Consider the following 14,756-nt stretch of genomic DNA (forward strand, 5'->3'; position numbering starts at 1 on the left):
AGTGTCTACCCCGTTCCTGAAAGCCTTCTTTCAGGCAAACAGAGGGGGTGGGCTGTTCAGCGAGGCGGTCAGCCAGCGGCTGGGGGCGGTGTTCGCGTACGCCGCCGCCCGGCTGCGGTTGGCACCGACCGTGCTGACGGTGGCGAACCTGCTGCTCGGGCTGGCCGCGTCGGTAACGGTGATCGCGACCGCCGACGCGGTGGCCGACGGCTCCGTCCCGGCCTGGCTGATCGGGCTGGTCGCGCTGGTCGGCTGGCAGATCGCGTACGCGCTGGACTGCGCCGACGGGCAGTTGGCCCGGGTGACCGGGCAGACCAGCGCGGCCGGGGCCCGGGTCGACGTGCTCTGCGACGTGGCCGCGCAGATCGCGCTGGTCACGGCGCTGTCCGCGGTGGCGGTGGCGCAACTGCCGGAGACCCCGGTGTGGCTGCTCGCGGCGTTCGCCGGCACCTGGATGGTGAACCTGGTGACCTCGGTGATGCAGGCCGGCCCGAACGCGGCCAGCATGGTCACCTCGACCTCGCTGCCCGTACGGCTGGTGAAGCTGATCCGCGACTACGGCGCGGTGATCTTCGTCGCCGGGTTGGTGCTGACCGTCGCTCCGGTGCTGACGGTCTGGCTGATCGCCGCGTTCACTCTGGTCAACGGCGGTTTCCTGCTGGCCAGCATCACCTTCTCGGCCCGCGCCGCCCTACGCTGACCGACCCTCACGGGCCGGAAGATCGATCTTGGTGGCGGGTCAAGTGATCCTGGTGGTGACCGCCTCGTAGATCGCGAGGTGCCGCTTCATCACCACGTCGGGGTGGAAGGTCGTCTCGTAGCGGGTGCGGGCGACGCCGGCCAGCGCGGCGGCGCTGGCGCGGGCGACCGGCAGGGCGGCGGCAAGTGCGGCAGTCTCCGGCGGCACCACCCAGCCGGCAGCGGCGCCGGTGCCAGCATGGCCAGCCGTGCCGGTGCCAGCATGGCCAGCCGCGTCGGCGCCGATCAGGTAGGGGATGCCGCCGAGGGCGGTGCCGAGCACCGGCCGGCCGCTGGCCAACGCCTCGATCACCACGGTCGGCAGGACGTCGTGCCAGGTGGAGACGGCCAGCACCACGGCGCTGGCGCGCAGCGCGTCGCGTACCGCTGATCTGTCCAGCGGGCCGAGGAAGTCTATGTCGGCGCGGCCGGCGGCGGCCGAGGTGACGAGCGGCCGCAGCTCGCCGTCGCCGCCGATGCGCAGTGTGCCGAGCGACCCGTCCGGGTGCCGCTGCCAGGCGTCGAGCAGCAGGCCGATGCCCTTCTCCGGGGTGAGCCGACCGAGAAAGAGGAAGCCGTCGCCGAGCGGGGCGGGCGGCCCGGGATCGGCGATCGCGTTCGGCTTGACCACGACCCGCTCGTCGGGGACGCCGTAGTCGCGCAGGTGCCCGGCGACCGCCGAGGTGAGCGCGATGAACCGGTCGACCGACCGCCAGGTGGGCCGGTGCAGCGCCAGGGTCGCCGCCATCACCGCGCTCTGCGCCCGGGAACCCCGGTAGCAGCGGTGCACCACCCCGGGCAGGCCGATCGCCCGGCCCCGGCACTCGGTGCAGATCCGGCCGTCGCGGAAGTACAGCCCGGCCGAGCAGACCTGCCGGTAGTTGTGCACGGTGTGCACCACCGGCACCCGATGCCGGTGCGCGGTGCGGATCGCCCAGGGCGAGATCAGCGGGTACGGGTTGTGCAGGTGCAGCACGTCCGGCCGGTGCTCGGCGAGCAGCCGGTCCAGGTCGCGTTGGGCGGCCGGGGCGTAGCTGGGCGAGATCGGCAGCAGCGCCTTTCCGGTGGCCGGCAGCGCCGGAATGTCGTCGGAGCTGCGCAGGAACGGGATCACCTCGACGCCGGCGGCGGTGAGCTGGTCGATCTCGCTGTCGACGATGACGTTCTCGCCGGACGGCTGGGCCTGCCGGTATCGGTTGTGCGCCACGACGACTCTCACCGGTCAACCCTCCTGCTCGACGTCGTCAGACGCTACCGTCTAGGACGTGCCCGAGTTGCCGGAGGTACAGGCGCTCGCGGCCTACCTGCGCCAGCGCGCGGTCGGCCGTCGGGTCGAGCGTGTCGAGGTGTCGGCGATCAACGCGCTCAAGACGTACGATCCGCCGCCGTCGGCGGTCGCCGGCGCGGCGGTGACCGACGCCGGCCGGCACGGCAAGTTCCTCAACGTCACGTTCGGCGCGACGGCCGGCGGGGCGGAGCTGCACCTGCTGGTACATCTGGCGCGGGCCGGCTGGCTGCACTACCGGGAGTCGTTTCCCTCGGCCGCGCCGTTGAAGCCGGGCAAGGGGCCGATCGCCGTACGGGTCCGCCTCGACGACGGCTCGGGCTTCGACCTGACCGAGGCCGGTACGCAGAAGAAGCTGGCCGCGTACCTGGTGACCGATCCGGCGCAGGTGCCCGGGGTGGCCCGGCTGGGTCCGGACGCGCTCGCGGTGGACCCGGGCACCTTCGCGCAGCGGCTACGCAGTCGGCGGGGTCAGGTCAAGGGGGTGCTGACCGAGCAGGAGGTGCTGGCCGGCATCGGCAACGCGTACTCGGACGAGATCCTGCACACCGCGCGGTTGTCGCCGTTCGCGTTGACCAACCGGCTCACCGACGATCAGCTGGCGGGGTTGTACGAGGCGGCGCGGCGGGTGCTGACCGACGCGGTGGACCGGTCGGTGGGTCAGCGGGCGGCCGAGCTGAAGGGCGAGAAGCGCTCGGGGATGCGGGTGCACGGTCGAACCGGCCTTCCCTGCCCTGTTTGCGGCGACCAGGTGAGAGATGTCTCTTTTGCAGATTCGAGCCTGCAGTACTGCCCCACCTGCCAGACCGGCGGCCGCCCACTCGCTGACCGACGGTTGTCCCGTCTTGTGCGTTAGGTGACGAAATGGGGCGCAGAAGTCTGTACGCCCCGCGCCACGGCGATCTGCACCACAAAGGAGACTTCCTCGGGGACGATCCATCGGTATAGTGGCCCGGTCCCAATGCTCAACACCACCGGAACCGCCGGTCCCCACCGTTCGGCCCGGGGGGCGTAAAGTCACTCGGGTTACCGTCCGTGTACGGGCACCGTGAGAGACTGAGCTGGTGGGCGAGCCAAGCCTTCACGGAGAGTAGGCGGCACGTGTCACGCGGGAGGACGTGGGTGAGGTGACAACAAGCCTCCAGCGCCCGGTAACCAACACCAGCCGGAGCAACAGGGTGCGCCACGTCGACAGCTTCGAGATCCAACCGCCGACGCCGACACCGACCAACGGCGTACCCCGGTCCGCCTGGGCCCGGGCACGGCGTCGCGCGTCGCGCTGGCACCGTCCGTACACCGCGGCCCTGCTCGCGCTGGACTTCGCGGCGGCGGTGCTGGCCAGCTACCTGTCGATCTCGCTGTTCGAGAAGGCCACCTCCGGGTTCTCCGACGCCGACGTGGACGCCACCTGGTTCCACACGGTCACCTACCTGCTGCTGCCGCTCGGCTGGGTGGTGGTGCTCTGGGGCACCGGCTCCTACGACCGGCGCTACCTCGGGCTCGGCACCGACGAGTTCAAGCGGGTGCTGCGCGGTGGGGTGACGGTCGCCGCCAGCGTCTCGTTCCTCGCCTTCGCCACCAAGACCGACCTGTCCCGGCTCTCGGTGGCCACCGCGCTGCTCGGCGCGCTGGCGTTCATCCTGATGGTCCGCTTCCTCGCCCGGTACGCCCTGCACGTACTGCGTCGGCGGATCGGGCAGGCCACGCACCGGATGGTGCTGGTCGGCACCCTGCCGGAGACCCTGGAGGTCTTCACGGCGGTGACCCGTAGTCCCGCCGCCGGGCTGATGCCGGTCGCGATCCACCTCACCGACGGCTACGCGGCGGCCCGGGGTCTCGAGACCCCGGTGCCGGTGTACGCCGGCCGCAACGTCCTCGCGCTGGTCCGGGAGGTCGGCGCGGACACCATCGCGGTCTGCGGCTCGGCCAGCTCCGAGCCGGGCGAGCTGCGCCGGCTCGCCTGGCAGCTGGAGGGCAGCGGGATCGACCTGGTGGTCGCACCGCAGCTGACCGACATCGCCGGTCCACGGGTGCACATCCGGCCGATCGAAGGTCTGCCGCTGCTGCACGTCGAGGAGCCCACCCTGTCCGGGCTGGGCTGGCTGGCCAAGAACCTGCTGGACCGGGTGGCCGCCGGGCTGGGTCTGATCATGCTGGCGCCACTGTTCCTGGCCGTGGCGATCGCGATCCGGTTCTCCGACCGGGGCCCGGTCTTCTTCCGGCAGCCCCGGGTCGGCCACGAGGGCCGGGTGTTCCGCGTCTGGAAGTTCCGGACCATGTACGTCGACGCCGAGGAGCGGCTCGCCTCGCTGGTCGACCAGAACGAGACCGACGGCATGCTGTTCAAGATTCGCAACGATCCGCGGGTCTTCCCGATCGGCCGCTTCCTGCGGGCCAGCTCGATCGACGAGCTGCCCCAGCTGATCAACGTGCTCAAGGGCGAGATGTCGCTGGTCGGGCCGCGGCCGCTGCCCGCCGACGACGGTGACTTCCTCGGCGACGTCCGGCGGCGGCTGCTGGTCCGGCCCGGGATGACCGGGCTGTGGCAGGTCTCCGGCCGGTCCGACCTGTCCTGGGACGAAGCGGTCCGGCTGGACCTCTACTACGTCGACAACTGGTCGCTGACCTACGACCTGAGCATCCTGTGGCGCACCATCGGCGTCGTGCTGGCCCGCAAGGGTGCCTACTGACCGATCCCGGATGCCGACGGATGACAGAAAGTCCGTCGAAAGCGGGCAGCCGACCGCTGACCGACCGATCGTCGCCTTCCGCTTGGCAGCACCGCCGGTAGCGGACAAGATCTGTCCGTGGCGGCAAACCTATCCGCACCACTGGCGGTCCTGGCTCTGGTGACCGCGCTGGCCGCCGCGGTGTACGCGGTCGTCCGGCTGCGCGCCCGGCGCGGGATCGCCACCGCGACGCAGCGGGCGACGTACCAGGTCCTGCACACCGCCGGCCTGGCCGCCGAACCGCTGCGCAACGGACTGGGCGCAGCCGACGCGGCCAAGGCGGTCCGGCACCTGCGGGCACTGGTCGGCGCCCCGGGCGCGGCGCTGACCGGCAGCGAGGCGGTGCTCGCGTTCGACGGCCGCGGCCAGCACCACGCCGACCAGTTCACCGCCGCCGCCCAGCGGGCGTTCGACGCCGGCCGATCCCTCGTGCTGACCGCCCGGGACCTGCCCTGTGACCGGCCCGACTGTCTGGTGCGTGGGGCCGTCGTCGCCCCGCTCACCGGGCCGGACGACGGCGCCACCGTCGCGCTGGTCGCGGTGGTCGACGACGATCCGGCACCAGGGCTGGTGCAGGCGACCCTGGAGACCGCCCGGTGGGCCGGCAGCCAACTGGCGCTGGCCGAGCTGGACTCGTCGCGGGAACGGCTGGCCAGGGCCGAGGTGCGGGCACTGCGGGCGCAGATCAGCCCGCACTTCATCTACAACGCGCTGACCGCGATCGCGTCGTTCGTCCGCACCGACCCGGAACGGGCCCGGGATCTGATCCTGGAGTTCGCCGAGTTCACCCGCTACTCGTTCCGGGCGCACGGCGAGTTCACCACGCTGGCCGAGGAGCTGCGGTCGATCGACCGCTATCTGACCATCGAACGGGCCCGGTTCGGCGAACGGCTCCAGGTCCGGCTGCAGATCGCCCCGGAGGTGCTGCCGGTCCATCTGCCCTTCCTCTGCCTGCAGCCACTGGTGGAGAATGCGGTACGGCACGGGCTGTCCCGCAAACCTGGGCTCGGCACGGTCAGCATCGAGGCGCGCGACGCCGGGACCGAGTGCCACATCACCGTCGAGGACGACGGGGTGGGGATGGACCCGGCGGTGCTGACCGCCGGCGCCGACCCGGTACGTCGCGGCGCCGACCCGGCCGACGACGCCGGCCAGCACGTCGGCCTGTCGAACGTCGACGAACGGCTGCGCTCGGTCTTCGGCGACGAGTTCGGGCTGGTGGTGGAGACGGCGGTGGGAGCGGGTACGAAGGTGAGCATGCGGGTGCCGAAGTTCCACCCCGACGTACGACCTGGGGCGGGCGCGACCGGCCGGTGGGAGGTGCTGTCGTGACCCCGTTCCTCCGGGTGCTCGCGGTGGACGACGAACCCCCCGCCCTCGACGAACTGGCGTACCTGCTGCGGGCCGACCCCCGGGTGGCCCGGCTGCACACCGCCGCCGACGCCACCGAGGCGCTGCGGGTGCTGCGCGACACCGACGTCGACGCCGTCTTCCTCGACATCCGGATGCCCGGGCTGGACGGTATGGAGCTGGCCCGGGTGCTGCGCCGGTTCGCCCGGCCACCGGCGATCGTCTTCGTCACCGCGTACGACGACGCCGCGGTCGACGCCTTCGACCTCGGTGTCACCGACTACGTCCGCAAGCCGGTACGCGCGGAGCGGCTGGCCGAGTCGGTCCGCCGGGTGCTGACCGCCCGGGTGGTGCCGACCCATCCGGCGGCAATCGCCCGCAACGAGGAGGACCCGGCGATCCCGGTGGAGCTGGCCGGGACCACCCGGATGCTGCCCCGGTCGGCGGTGCGCTGGGTGGAGGCGCAGGGCGACTACGCCCGGCTGCACACGGCCGACGGCTCGCACCTGGTCCGGGTGCCGCTGGCCACCCTCGGCGAACGCTGGGCCGACGCCGGCTTCGTCCGCATCCACCGGTCGTTCCTGGTCCAGCTCCGGCTGATCACCGAGCTGCGGCTGGCCAACTCCGGGTACGTGGTGGTGATCGACGGCACCGAGCTGCCGGTCTCCCGACGACACACCCGGGAACTGAAGGACAAGCTGGTCCGGGCGGCCAAACACGACTGGAGCAGGTGACCGACGGCCAACCGGGCTCCCGTTAGGCGGCCCGGCGGCGGCGCAGTGTGGCGACCGCCGACCCGGCCAGTGTGAGCAGGCACTCAGGCAGCTGCCCGTCGGCCAGCGCGGCACCGAACAGCGCCTCCCCGGTCGAGTCGTCCGAGTTGGCGTACGCGCTGATGAACCTGGCCACCCACCGCGCGTCATAGCCCGCCTCGTCGATGCCGGGAAAGTCGAGGGCCCAGCCGCCGGCCGGTACGTCGTCGCCGACCATCGTCGCGGCCAGGCACCACGCGACGTCGTACGCCCCGGTGACCCCGCTGCGGTCCACCACCGCGTCGAAGACATCCGCTACGCCGTCGCTGTCACCGGCCAGGGCGGAGCGCAGGATCTCAGCAGCGTCGGTGAACGCCTCGTCGGCCCCATCGCGTCGGTCGGTCATGAGCCGAAGGGTAGGCGGCGAGGTCAAGGCGCCGGCCGGGTCGCCGTCACCGGCAGGACGGCCGACATCGCGTTCCAGCCGAGGAGGCGCTAAGGTGCCCTGCGGACCTTCGGCCGATGGAGGACGTCCCCATGCTCGTGTCACGCGGCTCCCGCACCGCCGCCCTGGCGTTCTGCGCAATCCTGCTGGTCGGCGCGGCGGGCTGCGCCGAACCGGCGGCCACCGAGGAGTCCCAGGTCAACTCGGTGCGGCTGTACGGCACCGACGGCAACATGAGCAACTCTTTCCGTGATGGCTTCGAAGGACAGACCGCGCTGCTGTCCGGGATGAAGGGCACCAGCCCGCTCACCCCGCTGTCGGACGACTTCATCAGCAGGCTGCGCACGGTCGACCGGCAACTCACCGACTTCCTGTACGCCGGCGAGGCGTACGACGCGGTGGTGATCAGCGCGCTCGCCACCCAGTTGGCCGGCAGCACCGACCCGACCGACATCGCCGCCCAGATCAACGGGGTGACCACCGGCGGTGAGCAGTGCGACGTCGTCGCAGTGTGCCTGGAGCTGGCCCGGGACGGGACGGACATCGCCTACCGGGGGGTCTCCCTGAAACGGGGTGGCTTCACCGACGTCGGTGAGCCGTCCACCGCCAGCTACGCCACCCTGCACTTCGACGGCGACGGCCAGATCAACGACGGCAAGACCGAGTTCGTCGGCGCCGGTGACGAGTCGACGACCACAACGGCCGCGCCGCCACCGGCCGAGCCGGAGACCTTCGCCACCCGCGCCGAGGCACCGCTGAAGCTGGGCGGCCTGCTGCCGCGCACCGGCGACCTGGCGTTGGCGTACCCGCCGTTGGCGGCCGGCGCGGCGCTCGCGGTCCGGGAGATCAACGAGTCCGGCGGGGTGCTCGGTGAGCCGGTCGAGTGGTTCGACGGCGACGACGGGACCAACCCGGATGTGGCCCGCCGGACAGTTGCCGGGCACGTCGACGAAGGGGTACACGTCATCATCGGCGCCGGTGCGTCCGGCGTCTCTCGCGAGGTGCTACCGGACGTGGCAGCCGCCGGGCTGATCCTGTTCTCGCCCAGCAACACCGACGCCGGGCTGAGCGAGGTCGACGACCAGGGGCTGTACTTTCGTACCGCGCCGTCGGACCTGCTGCAGGGGCGGGCGCTCGCCGACGTGATCCTGCGGGACGGGTCGCAGCGGATCGCGCTGGTGGCCCGCAAGGACTCGTACGGTGAGGGCCTGCAGGAGAACGTCCGGGCGGAGCTGGACCGGGCCGGGGTCGGACCGGACCGGCTCAAGCTGCTCAGCTACGAGCCGCCGGCCGGGGCGGACGCGCCGCCGGTGAACTTCGACAGCGAAGCCCAGGAGATCAAGGCGTTCGGCGCGGACGCGGTCCTGATCATCGGTTTCGCCGAGTCGGCCGAGGTGATCAAGTCGCTGGCTGCGGCCGGGCTGCCGATCGCCGAGTAGGACCCGCCCGGTAGCAGATCAGGCCGGCGGTCGCCAGGCCCCCGCCGGCCGGTCCGCCCAGCTGGCACTTTCTCGGGATCACAGGCAGGTTGCCGCTGCGTACGGTTCCTTTGTCAGCAGCCAGGACGATCTGCGGAAGAGGCGGCAGGATGAGTGAGTGGGTCGATCCGGCCCTCGGTGACGGGGCGGTCGAAGCGGAACAGGGACTGGGCCCGAGCGGCGACCCGGGCCACGACGATGCCGGCTACGAGCCGTACGGCGACGGTCCTTACAGCAGCGGGTCGTACACGATAGTCCAGCACAATCTTGACGGCTCCACCGACGTGCTGGTCGACCGGGACGGGGACGGCCTCGCCGACGTGGTCCTGCACGACAGCGACGGCGACGGGCTGGCGGAGCTCGCGTACGTCGACGGAGACGGGGACGGTCGGTTGGAGAGCATGCTGCGCGACTTCGACGGCGACGGGCGGGTCGACGAGGTCGGCACGGACACCAACGGCGACGGCTGGATCGACGCCGTCGCCACCGACACCGACGGGGACGGTCTGATCGACCAGGTGGCGGCCGACACCGATCACGACGGCCGGACGGACACCTGGGTCCAGGACACTGACTTCGACGGCCGGGCGGACCAGACGCTGCGCGACGCCGACCAGGACGGCGTGCCGGAGACGGTGACCTACCTGCACCCGACGGTCAACCCCTACGCGGCGAGGTGAGGCCGGGTCGCGACCGGCCGGATGGCACCCTACTGTCGACATCCGCAGCTGTTGTGACTGAGTGATGGAGGGACCTGGGATGACCGAGGCACAGGAGTCGGTGGAGACGCGCGGTGATGATCGCGTCGATCTACTCAAGGCCGACACCAACAACGACGGACAGACCGACGTCTGGGTGGTCGACACCGACGGCGACGGCAAGGCCGACATGTACCAGTTCGACACCGACGGGGACGGCAAGGTCGACATCACCATGGTCGATCTGGACGAGGACGGCACCCCGGACGAGGTGGTCGACGGCGACGGCGGACACCCGCCGGCGAGCTGAGTGCGGTACGCGTCGTGACGACAGCGGCCCGGCGGATCTCCGCCGGGCCGCTGTCGACGTTGTGCACGTCGACGTTCGTGAAACAAGGGGCGGTGACCCCGGACGAGCCGGGGTCACCGCCCCTTGGCGTAGCCGATGTCAGCCACTTGGAGAGGCCAGTCAATCACCCTGCCGCTGCTGGGGAATCTGCCCCTGCAGCAGGGCACGTACTTCCGACTCCCGGTATCGGCGGTGGCCGCCCAACGTCCGTATGGCGCTGAGCTTGCCGGCCTTCGCCCACCGGGTGACGGTTTTCGGGTCGACTCGGAACATCGACGCCACCTCGGCCGGCGTGAGCAACGGCTCTGGTTCGTGCGTACGCGATGCCATCAGTCACTCCTCCACAGTGCTATAGACATCGGCCGGGGTCCCGCCGGCCGACGCGTCTCCCATGGTCCGGCTAGTCCCCGATGTCCGACATGGGCCGAACGGCCGAACGTCCTTGGATGGACGGATGAGCAATGACCGATTTTTATCCTTTTCTTATGACAGAACATACCATAATCGGACTCTTGATCACCGGTCGTGAACGGGTGATTACGAAACTTATTCAGGATTCGCGGAAAAATCTGCGCCTAGTACCCGGTGATTGAATCTGATTCGCCCCTTTTGGCGACTACTAGTTGCAGCGCTCCAGTAGCTGAACGGCACGCCACCGGGCAACCAGCTTCTCGTACGCCTCGCCGGCCGCCTCGGCATCGCCCCGACCGAGCGCCGCCAACCCGGCGCTCACCAGACCCGGCGAATCGTCGGCCTCCAGCGTCTCGTCCGGCAGCAGACGCACCAACCCACCGTAGTCAAGCTCCACCACCGACCGCGGATGGAACTCCTCGAGCCAGCGGGCACTCTCCTCCACCGCCTCGGTGATCGGCGCATCCCCCACCGACTTGCGCAACACCGACAGTCCGCGCGACGCCCGACGACGGGCCTTGGAGATCTCGGTCCGGTAGCGCAGCGCCCGGCGCGCCCCGGCGACGATCAGGTCACGCTCGGCCAGGTCCACGAAGACGAACCACCGCAACGGCACCCCCCAGGTGGCGGCCTGCTCGTGCACCCGCGGTACCCCGTGCTCCAGCACCCGGGCACCGCTGCGCCAGTCGTCGATCACCGCCCTGGCCTGACCGGCCAGTACCGGCGGGACGAACGCGTCGGCCAGCACCGACGGGACACCGTCGCGCGCGCTCAACGCTGCCTCCGCCACCCGCACCCGCAGATTCCACGGGCAGACCAGCAGCGTGTCGTCCGACTCCAGCACGTACGCCTCGTCCGGCAGGTCGGGCAGCCGGGTCCAGCCCGCGCCGAGCGCCTCAATCACCGCCGTCCGCTGCCGGCCCGGCCCTTCCAGCGGGCCGACCGCGCGACCCTCCCGCACGTATCGGCGCCAGTAGACCTGTCGCTCGCGGTCGAACGCGGCCAGCGGCTCGTACACCCGCAGGTATGAGGCGAAGGAAGCGAAGAGGGACGGCACGGCGCGATCCTCCCACGAAACCGCACGACACCGCCCCCGCCGGGGGCAAACACCCCCGCAGCGGGCTGGTCCGTCGCGCTGCGGCCGATACTAGGCTCAAGCCAGCAGGGCTCACCGGCCCGGCGCACCGGACGCACCTCACGAGGGTGCCGACACCGTCTCAGGAGCAGACATGGGCGTCTTCACCACCACTGCCGGCCCCGGCACCGCCACCGGGCACGAACAGGTCGTCTTCTGCCAGGACCAGCCGACCGGGCTGCGAGCGATCATCGCCATCTACTCGACCGCGCTCGGGCCGGCGCTCGGCGGCACCCGTTTCTACCCGTACGCCTCCGAAGCCGACGCCCTGCACGACGTGCTGGACCTGTCCCGGGGGATGGCCTACAAGAACGCGATGGCCGGACTCGACCTGGGTGGTGGCAAAGCGGTCATCTGGGGCGATCCGGAGCAGCTCAAGACCGAGGCACTGCTGCGCGCGTACGGCCGGTTCGTCGAATCGCTCGGCGGGCGCTACTACACCGCCTGCGACGTCGGCACCTTCGTGCCGGACATGGACGTCGTGGCCCGGGAGACCCGGTTCGCCACCGGGCGCAGCCGTGCGCAGGGCGGGGCCGGTGACTCCTCCGAGCTCACCGCCTGGGGGGTGTTCCAGGGCATGCGCGCCGCCGCCGAGCACCGGTGGGGTTCGGCCAGTCTCGCCGGCCGGCGGGTCGGCATCGCCGGGCTCGGCAAGGTGGGCCGGCAGTTGACCGGGCATCTACTCGACGACGGTGCCGCGGTGATGGCCACCGACGTCAGCGAACAGGCCCTGGACTGGGCCCGGCGCACCCACCCGCAGGTGGACCTGGTGGACGACACCGACGTGCTGATCCGCCAGGAGATCGACGTCTACGCGCCCTGCGCGCTCGGCGGGGCGCTCGACGACGACACTGTGCCGGCGCTGCGGGCCGCAATCGTCGCCGGGGCTGCCAACAACCAGTTGGCCCACCCCGGCGTCGAGAAGCTGCTCGCCGAGCGAGGCATCCTCTACGCCCCGGACTACGTCGTCAACGCCGGCGGGGTGATCCAGGTGGCCGACGAGGTGACCGGGGCCACGACACCGTCGGCCAACGGCCGGTACGGGTTCGACTTCGACCGGGCCAAGGCGCGGGCGACGCGCATCTACCAGACCACTCGGGAGATCCTGCGCAGCGCCGACCGGGAGGGCGTGCCGCCGGCGGTGGCGGCCGACCGGCTCGCTGAACGCCGGATGGCCGAGGTTGGTCGGCTGCGCGCGATCCATCTCCGGTGAGCCGCCACCCCTGAGCAGCGCCGTCCTGGGAGCAGACCCGCCGGTCCGGTCGGGTGGCCGTCACCGCGCGTGTGGAGAATCACCCGTACGGGTCACGAGCGGCGGGGATCGGGCTCCTTACCTCCCAGCTGCCCGTGACGGACCCCGCTGCTGCCCGTGACGACGTCGGCCGCCGATGACGCGCGGGAGCGACCCGATGCAACCCGAGGTGCCGAACCTGGGTTCGCCCATGTACCGTAAGAGCCACGAGAGATGCCTGACGTCATCGGGGCCCGCCTTCGGGCTGCCCCGAATTCTGTGCGAGGGGGTCGAGCCATGGGGCGCGGCCGTGCTAAGGCCAAGCAGACAAAGGTGGCCAGGGAGCTGAAATACCACTCCCCGAACACCGACCTCGCCGCCTTGCAGCGAGAGCTCGCCGGCAGCGGCAAGTCGGACCGTGATTTCGACGACGAGTACGATCCGTACCTCGACGACGATGACGAGGACGACCCAGCCGACGACGACCGGGGTAACTGGACACCCTCTTCGTCCCGCTGAGGGTCCGACTGATCAGAGCACGCGGTCAGTGTCCGCGTGCTGATTCGTGTCGACGAGGACTCCGGCCCGGCTGGTCGCCGTACGTGTGTCGGAATGCCACCATCCGGTGGTGCGTACCCCAAGACGGGGTAGGCACCACCGGATGTCCATCGGCACGCGGGGCGGCTGGTGCGTCCGCCATGTCCGCGTACGGGGGCCGGTCAGGGCGGTCGACGAAACCGGTTGAAGCGGTCAACGGGGGCGGTTGTTCCAGTTGTAGAAGGTCGGAATGTTCTCGAAGTGGTTCCAGGCGCAGACCGCGCCGTCGGCACCGTCCGCCTCGGCGCGCCGCCGCCGGGCCTGATCCGCTTCGGCGAGCAGCAGTGCCAGACCGTCCCGGACGGCGTACACCCGGTCCGCCACCTGATCGTCGCCACCTGCTTCGGCGACGGTGGCGCCCGGGGCTGCACCGACCGGTTCAGGCCGCTGCCGGCTGGTCTCTGGCATGGGCCAACACTCCCTCCAGTAGATGGATCTTGCTGTTACGGCAGTGGTTGGTCTCCGTACCATCAAAACGCCCGTGTTCGAAGTAACGGTTGGCAGCGTGACCACCTCCGCAGAACCGGAAGTACGGACAGGTGGTCCGGCATGCCTCGACGCCCGCCACGAACTCGGTGACCCAGGGTGTCCGTTCCGGCGTGGCGAGGATCTCGGCCAGCCCACTGGTCAGCACGTTTCCGCTGGTGAAGTCCCCGTACCGGGGGTCGGAAAAGCCGGCCAGCTCCGGCGAGAGCAGCACCACCGACCCGTCGTACCCGATGGTGGGGATCGGGTCGAGCTGGCGGGGCAGCACCTCGTCGGCCGTGCCGTCGAGCACGGCCGCCGCGTACCGCAGTGACCATTCCACCTCGCGCAGATGGATCCGCGGTGCCCGCCGCCAGGCTCCGACCAGTTCCGCCCAGAAGCCGGCGACGGCCCGGTCCGGCCAGCGGTTCGGCCGGACGTTCACGCCCTCCGTCTCCTCGATGTTGATGCCCAGCACGTCGCAGCCGAGGCCGAGGAAGAAGCGGTACAGCTCGGTGGCCAGGCCAGGGCTCGGGTCGCTGACCACGCAGAGCGCCGAGAATTCGATCCCATGCCGGCGTAGCGCTTCGACACCGCTCCGGATCTGGTCGTAAGCGGGCCGACCACCCCGGGTGTGCCGGCTGTCGTTACGCGCCCGCGGACCGTCGACGCTGACGCTGACCCTCACCCGGTACTCGCGGAAGAACTCACACCAGGGGTCGTCGATCAAGGTCGCGTTGGTCTGCACGTGGTGCTCCACGTCGGCGCTGAACGGGCGGATCAGCGCCGCCAGATGGTCCGGCCCGGCGGCCAGCGGCTCACCACCGTGCCAGACCACCGAGAACCGGCGTCCCCGCTGCGCCGCCCAGACGTTCACCGGCCGGGCGACAGCCTCGGCCACGGCGACCGGCATCCGCCGGTTGGCCGCCCGCAACGGCAGGTAGCAGTAGCTGCAGTCCAGGTTGCACAGCGTGGTGGGCTGCATGACGACGTAGCTCGGGACGGTCGCCACGCCGCGCATGCCGGTGGGGGCCGGCCGCTCCCCACCGGCCGGGTCCTGCCGGGTTTCGGCCCTGCTCATCCCCATCCTCCT

At 71.0% G+C, this 14,756-nt stretch carries 16 protein-coding genes; 10 read left to right on the plus strand and 6 right to left on the minus strand.

What is annotated here, in order from left to right; translation table 11 throughout:
• The first annotated feature begins 1 nt into the window (after position 1).
• Complete coding sequence (locus tag O7543_RS19240; protein WP_281552565.1) at positions 2–700, plus strand: CDP-alcohol phosphatidyltransferase family protein; 699 nt, start codon at positions 2–4, stop codon at positions 698–700.
• Positions 701–739: 39 nt separating this feature from the next.
• Here the strand turns inward: O7543_RS19240 and O7543_RS19245 are convergent, their stop codons facing one another.
• On the minus strand, positions 740–1,957 hold the full coding sequence (locus O7543_RS19245) for a glycosyltransferase family 4 protein (protein WP_281552564.1): 1,218 nt from the start codon (positions 1,955–1,957) through the stop codon (positions 740–742).
• Positions 1,958–2,003: 46 nt separating this feature from the next.
• On the opposite strand from O7543_RS19245, the gene O7543_RS19250 reads away from it, so the two are divergent.
• The 4 genes from O7543_RS19250 to O7543_RS19265 all read left to right on the plus strand — a co-directional run bounded on the left by O7543_RS19250 (position 2,004) and on the right by O7543_RS19265 (position 6,836).
• Positions 2,004–2,879 (plus strand): DNA-formamidopyrimidine glycosylase family protein, encoded by an 876-nt coding sequence (locus O7543_RS19250; protein ID WP_281552563.1) that lies wholly within the window; start codon positions 2,004–2,006, stop codon positions 2,877–2,879.
• A gap of 322 nt (positions 2,880–3,201) precedes the next feature.
• Positions 3,202–4,713 carry a sugar transferase gene (locus O7543_RS19255; RefSeq protein ID WP_281552562.1) on the plus strand — a complete coding sequence of 504 codons (1,512 nt, stop codon included), beginning with the start codon at positions 3,202–3,204 and terminating at the stop codon, positions 4,711–4,713.
• A gap of 117 nt (positions 4,714–4,830) precedes the next feature.
• Positions 4,831–6,084: a histidine kinase gene (locus O7543_RS19260; protein ID WP_281552561.1), complete on the plus strand. Its 1,254-nt coding sequence runs from the start codon at positions 4,831–4,833 to the stop codon at positions 6,082–6,084.
• Positions 6,081–6,836, plus strand: a complete 756-nt coding sequence (locus O7543_RS19265; protein ID WP_278172503.1) for a LytTR family DNA-binding domain-containing protein — start codon at positions 6,081–6,083, stop codon at positions 6,834–6,836. The genes O7543_RS19260 and O7543_RS19265 overlap by 4 nt, the downstream gene beginning before the upstream one ends.
• Before the next feature lie 22 nt (positions 6,837–6,858).
• On the opposite strand, the gene O7543_RS19270 is transcribed toward O7543_RS19265, so the two are convergent.
• Positions 6,859–7,260, minus strand: a complete 402-nt coding sequence (locus O7543_RS19270; RefSeq protein ID WP_281552560.1) for a hypothetical protein — start codon at positions 7,258–7,260, stop codon at positions 6,859–6,861.
• A gap of 131 nt (positions 7,261–7,391) precedes the next feature.
• On the opposite strand from O7543_RS19270, the gene O7543_RS19275 reads away from it, so the two are divergent.
• The 3 genes from O7543_RS19275 (at position 7,392) to O7543_RS19285 (ending at position 9,785) form a co-directional block, all read left to right on the plus strand.
• On the plus strand, positions 7,392–8,738 hold the full coding sequence (locus tag O7543_RS19275) for an ABC transporter substrate-binding protein (protein WP_281552559.1): 1,347 nt from the start codon (positions 7,392–7,394) through the stop codon (positions 8,736–8,738).
• Positions 8,739–8,887: 149 nt separating this feature from the next.
• Complete coding sequence (locus O7543_RS19280) at positions 8,888–9,457, plus strand: hypothetical protein (protein WP_281552558.1); 570 nt, start codon at positions 8,888–8,890, stop codon at positions 9,455–9,457.
• Positions 9,458–9,536: 79 nt separating this feature from the next.
• Positions 9,537–9,785, plus strand: a complete 249-nt coding sequence (locus O7543_RS19285; protein WP_278172509.1) for a hypothetical protein — start codon at positions 9,537–9,539, stop codon at positions 9,783–9,785.
• Between the two features lie 159 nt (positions 9,786–9,944).
• Here O7543_RS19285 and O7543_RS19290 read toward each other — a convergent pair whose 3' ends face one another.
• Both O7543_RS19290 and O7543_RS19295 read right to left on the minus strand, forming a co-directional pair.
• Entirely contained in the window at positions 9,945–10,154 is a 210-nt protein-coding gene (locus tag O7543_RS19290; RefSeq protein ID WP_007073996.1) for a BldC family transcriptional regulator, read from the minus strand.
• Positions 10,155–10,443: 289 nt separating this feature from the next.
• Positions 10,444–11,292, minus strand: coding sequence for a hypothetical protein (locus O7543_RS19295; RefSeq protein WP_281552557.1), 849 nt, complete (start codon positions 11,290–11,292; stop codon positions 10,444–10,446).
• 172 nt (positions 11,293–11,464) lie between these two features.
• Here O7543_RS19295 and O7543_RS19300 point away from each other — a divergent pair, with 172 nt between their 5' ends.
• A complete protein-coding gene (locus O7543_RS19300) occupies positions 11,465–12,583 on the plus strand; it encodes a Glu/Leu/Phe/Val dehydrogenase dimerization domain-containing protein (RefSeq protein WP_281552556.1) in 1,119 nt (372 codons plus the stop codon).
• Between the two features lie 315 nt (positions 12,584–12,898).
• Positions 12,899–13,120 carry a DUF3073 domain-containing protein gene (locus O7543_RS19305; RefSeq protein WP_123606444.1) on the plus strand — a complete coding sequence of 74 codons (222 nt, stop codon included), beginning with the start codon at positions 12,899–12,901 and terminating at the stop codon, positions 13,118–13,120.
• Positions 13,121–13,351: 231 nt separating this feature from the next.
• Here O7543_RS19305 and amcA read toward each other — a convergent pair whose 3' ends face one another.
• Together amcA and amcB are read right to left on the minus strand one after the other, a co-directional pair.
• Complete coding sequence (gene amcA / locus O7543_RS19310; RefSeq protein ID WP_281552555.1) at positions 13,352–13,606, minus strand: multiple cyclophane-containing RiPP AmcA; 255 nt, start codon at positions 13,604–13,606, stop codon at positions 13,352–13,354.
• Positions 13,578–14,684 carry a cyclophane-forming radical SAM peptide maturase AmcB gene (gene amcB / locus O7543_RS19315; RefSeq protein ID WP_281555782.1) on the minus strand — a complete coding sequence of 369 codons (1,107 nt, stop codon included), beginning with the start codon at positions 14,682–14,684 and terminating at the stop codon, positions 13,578–13,580. The genes amcA and amcB overlap by 29 nt, the downstream gene beginning before the upstream one ends.
• Positions 14,685–14,756 lie beyond the last annotated feature (72 nt).

Origin of the sequence: Solwaraspora sp. WMMA2080 (assembly GCF_027497395.1) — a bacterium.
In the GTDB taxonomy this organism is placed as follows: Bacteria; Actinomycetota; Actinomycetes; order Mycobacteriales; family Micromonosporaceae; genus Micromonospora_E.

What these genes read in the sequence shown, in the direction of transcription:
- amcA (WP_281552555.1), bottom strand. Translation starts at nt 13,606, where the DNA reads ATGCCAGAGACCAGCCGGCAGCGGCCTGAACCGGTCGGTGCAGCCCCG.
- O7543_RS19300 (WP_281552556.1), top strand. Translation starts at nt 11,465, where the DNA reads ATGGGCGTCTTCACCACCACTGCCGGCCCCGGCACCGCCACCGGGCAC.
- O7543_RS19305 (WP_123606444.1), top strand. Translation starts at nt 12,899, where the DNA reads ATGGGGCGCGGCCGTGCTAAGGCCAAGCAGACAAAGGTGGCCAGGGAG.
- O7543_RS19275 (WP_281552559.1), top strand. Translation starts at nt 7,392, where the DNA reads ATGCTCGTGTCACGCGGCTCCCGCACCGCCGCCCTGGCGTTCTGCGCA.
- O7543_RS19290 (WP_007073996.1), bottom strand. Translation starts at nt 10,154, where the DNA reads ATGGCATCGCGTACGCACGAACCAGAGCCGTTGCTCACGCCGGCCGAG.
- amcB (WP_281555782.1), bottom strand. Translation starts at nt 14,684, where the DNA reads ATGCGCGGCGTGGCGACCGTCCCGAGCTACGTCGTCATGCAGCCCACC.
- O7543_RS19270 (WP_281552560.1), bottom strand. Translation starts at nt 7,260, where the DNA reads ATGACCGACCGACGCGATGGGGCCGACGAGGCGTTCACCGACGCTGCT.
- O7543_RS19280 (WP_281552558.1), top strand. Translation starts at nt 8,888, where the DNA reads ATGAGTGAGTGGGTCGATCCGGCCCTCGGTGACGGGGCGGTCGAAGCG.
- O7543_RS19285 (WP_278172509.1), top strand. Translation starts at nt 9,537, where the DNA reads ATGACCGAGGCACAGGAGTCGGTGGAGACGCGCGGTGATGATCGCGTC.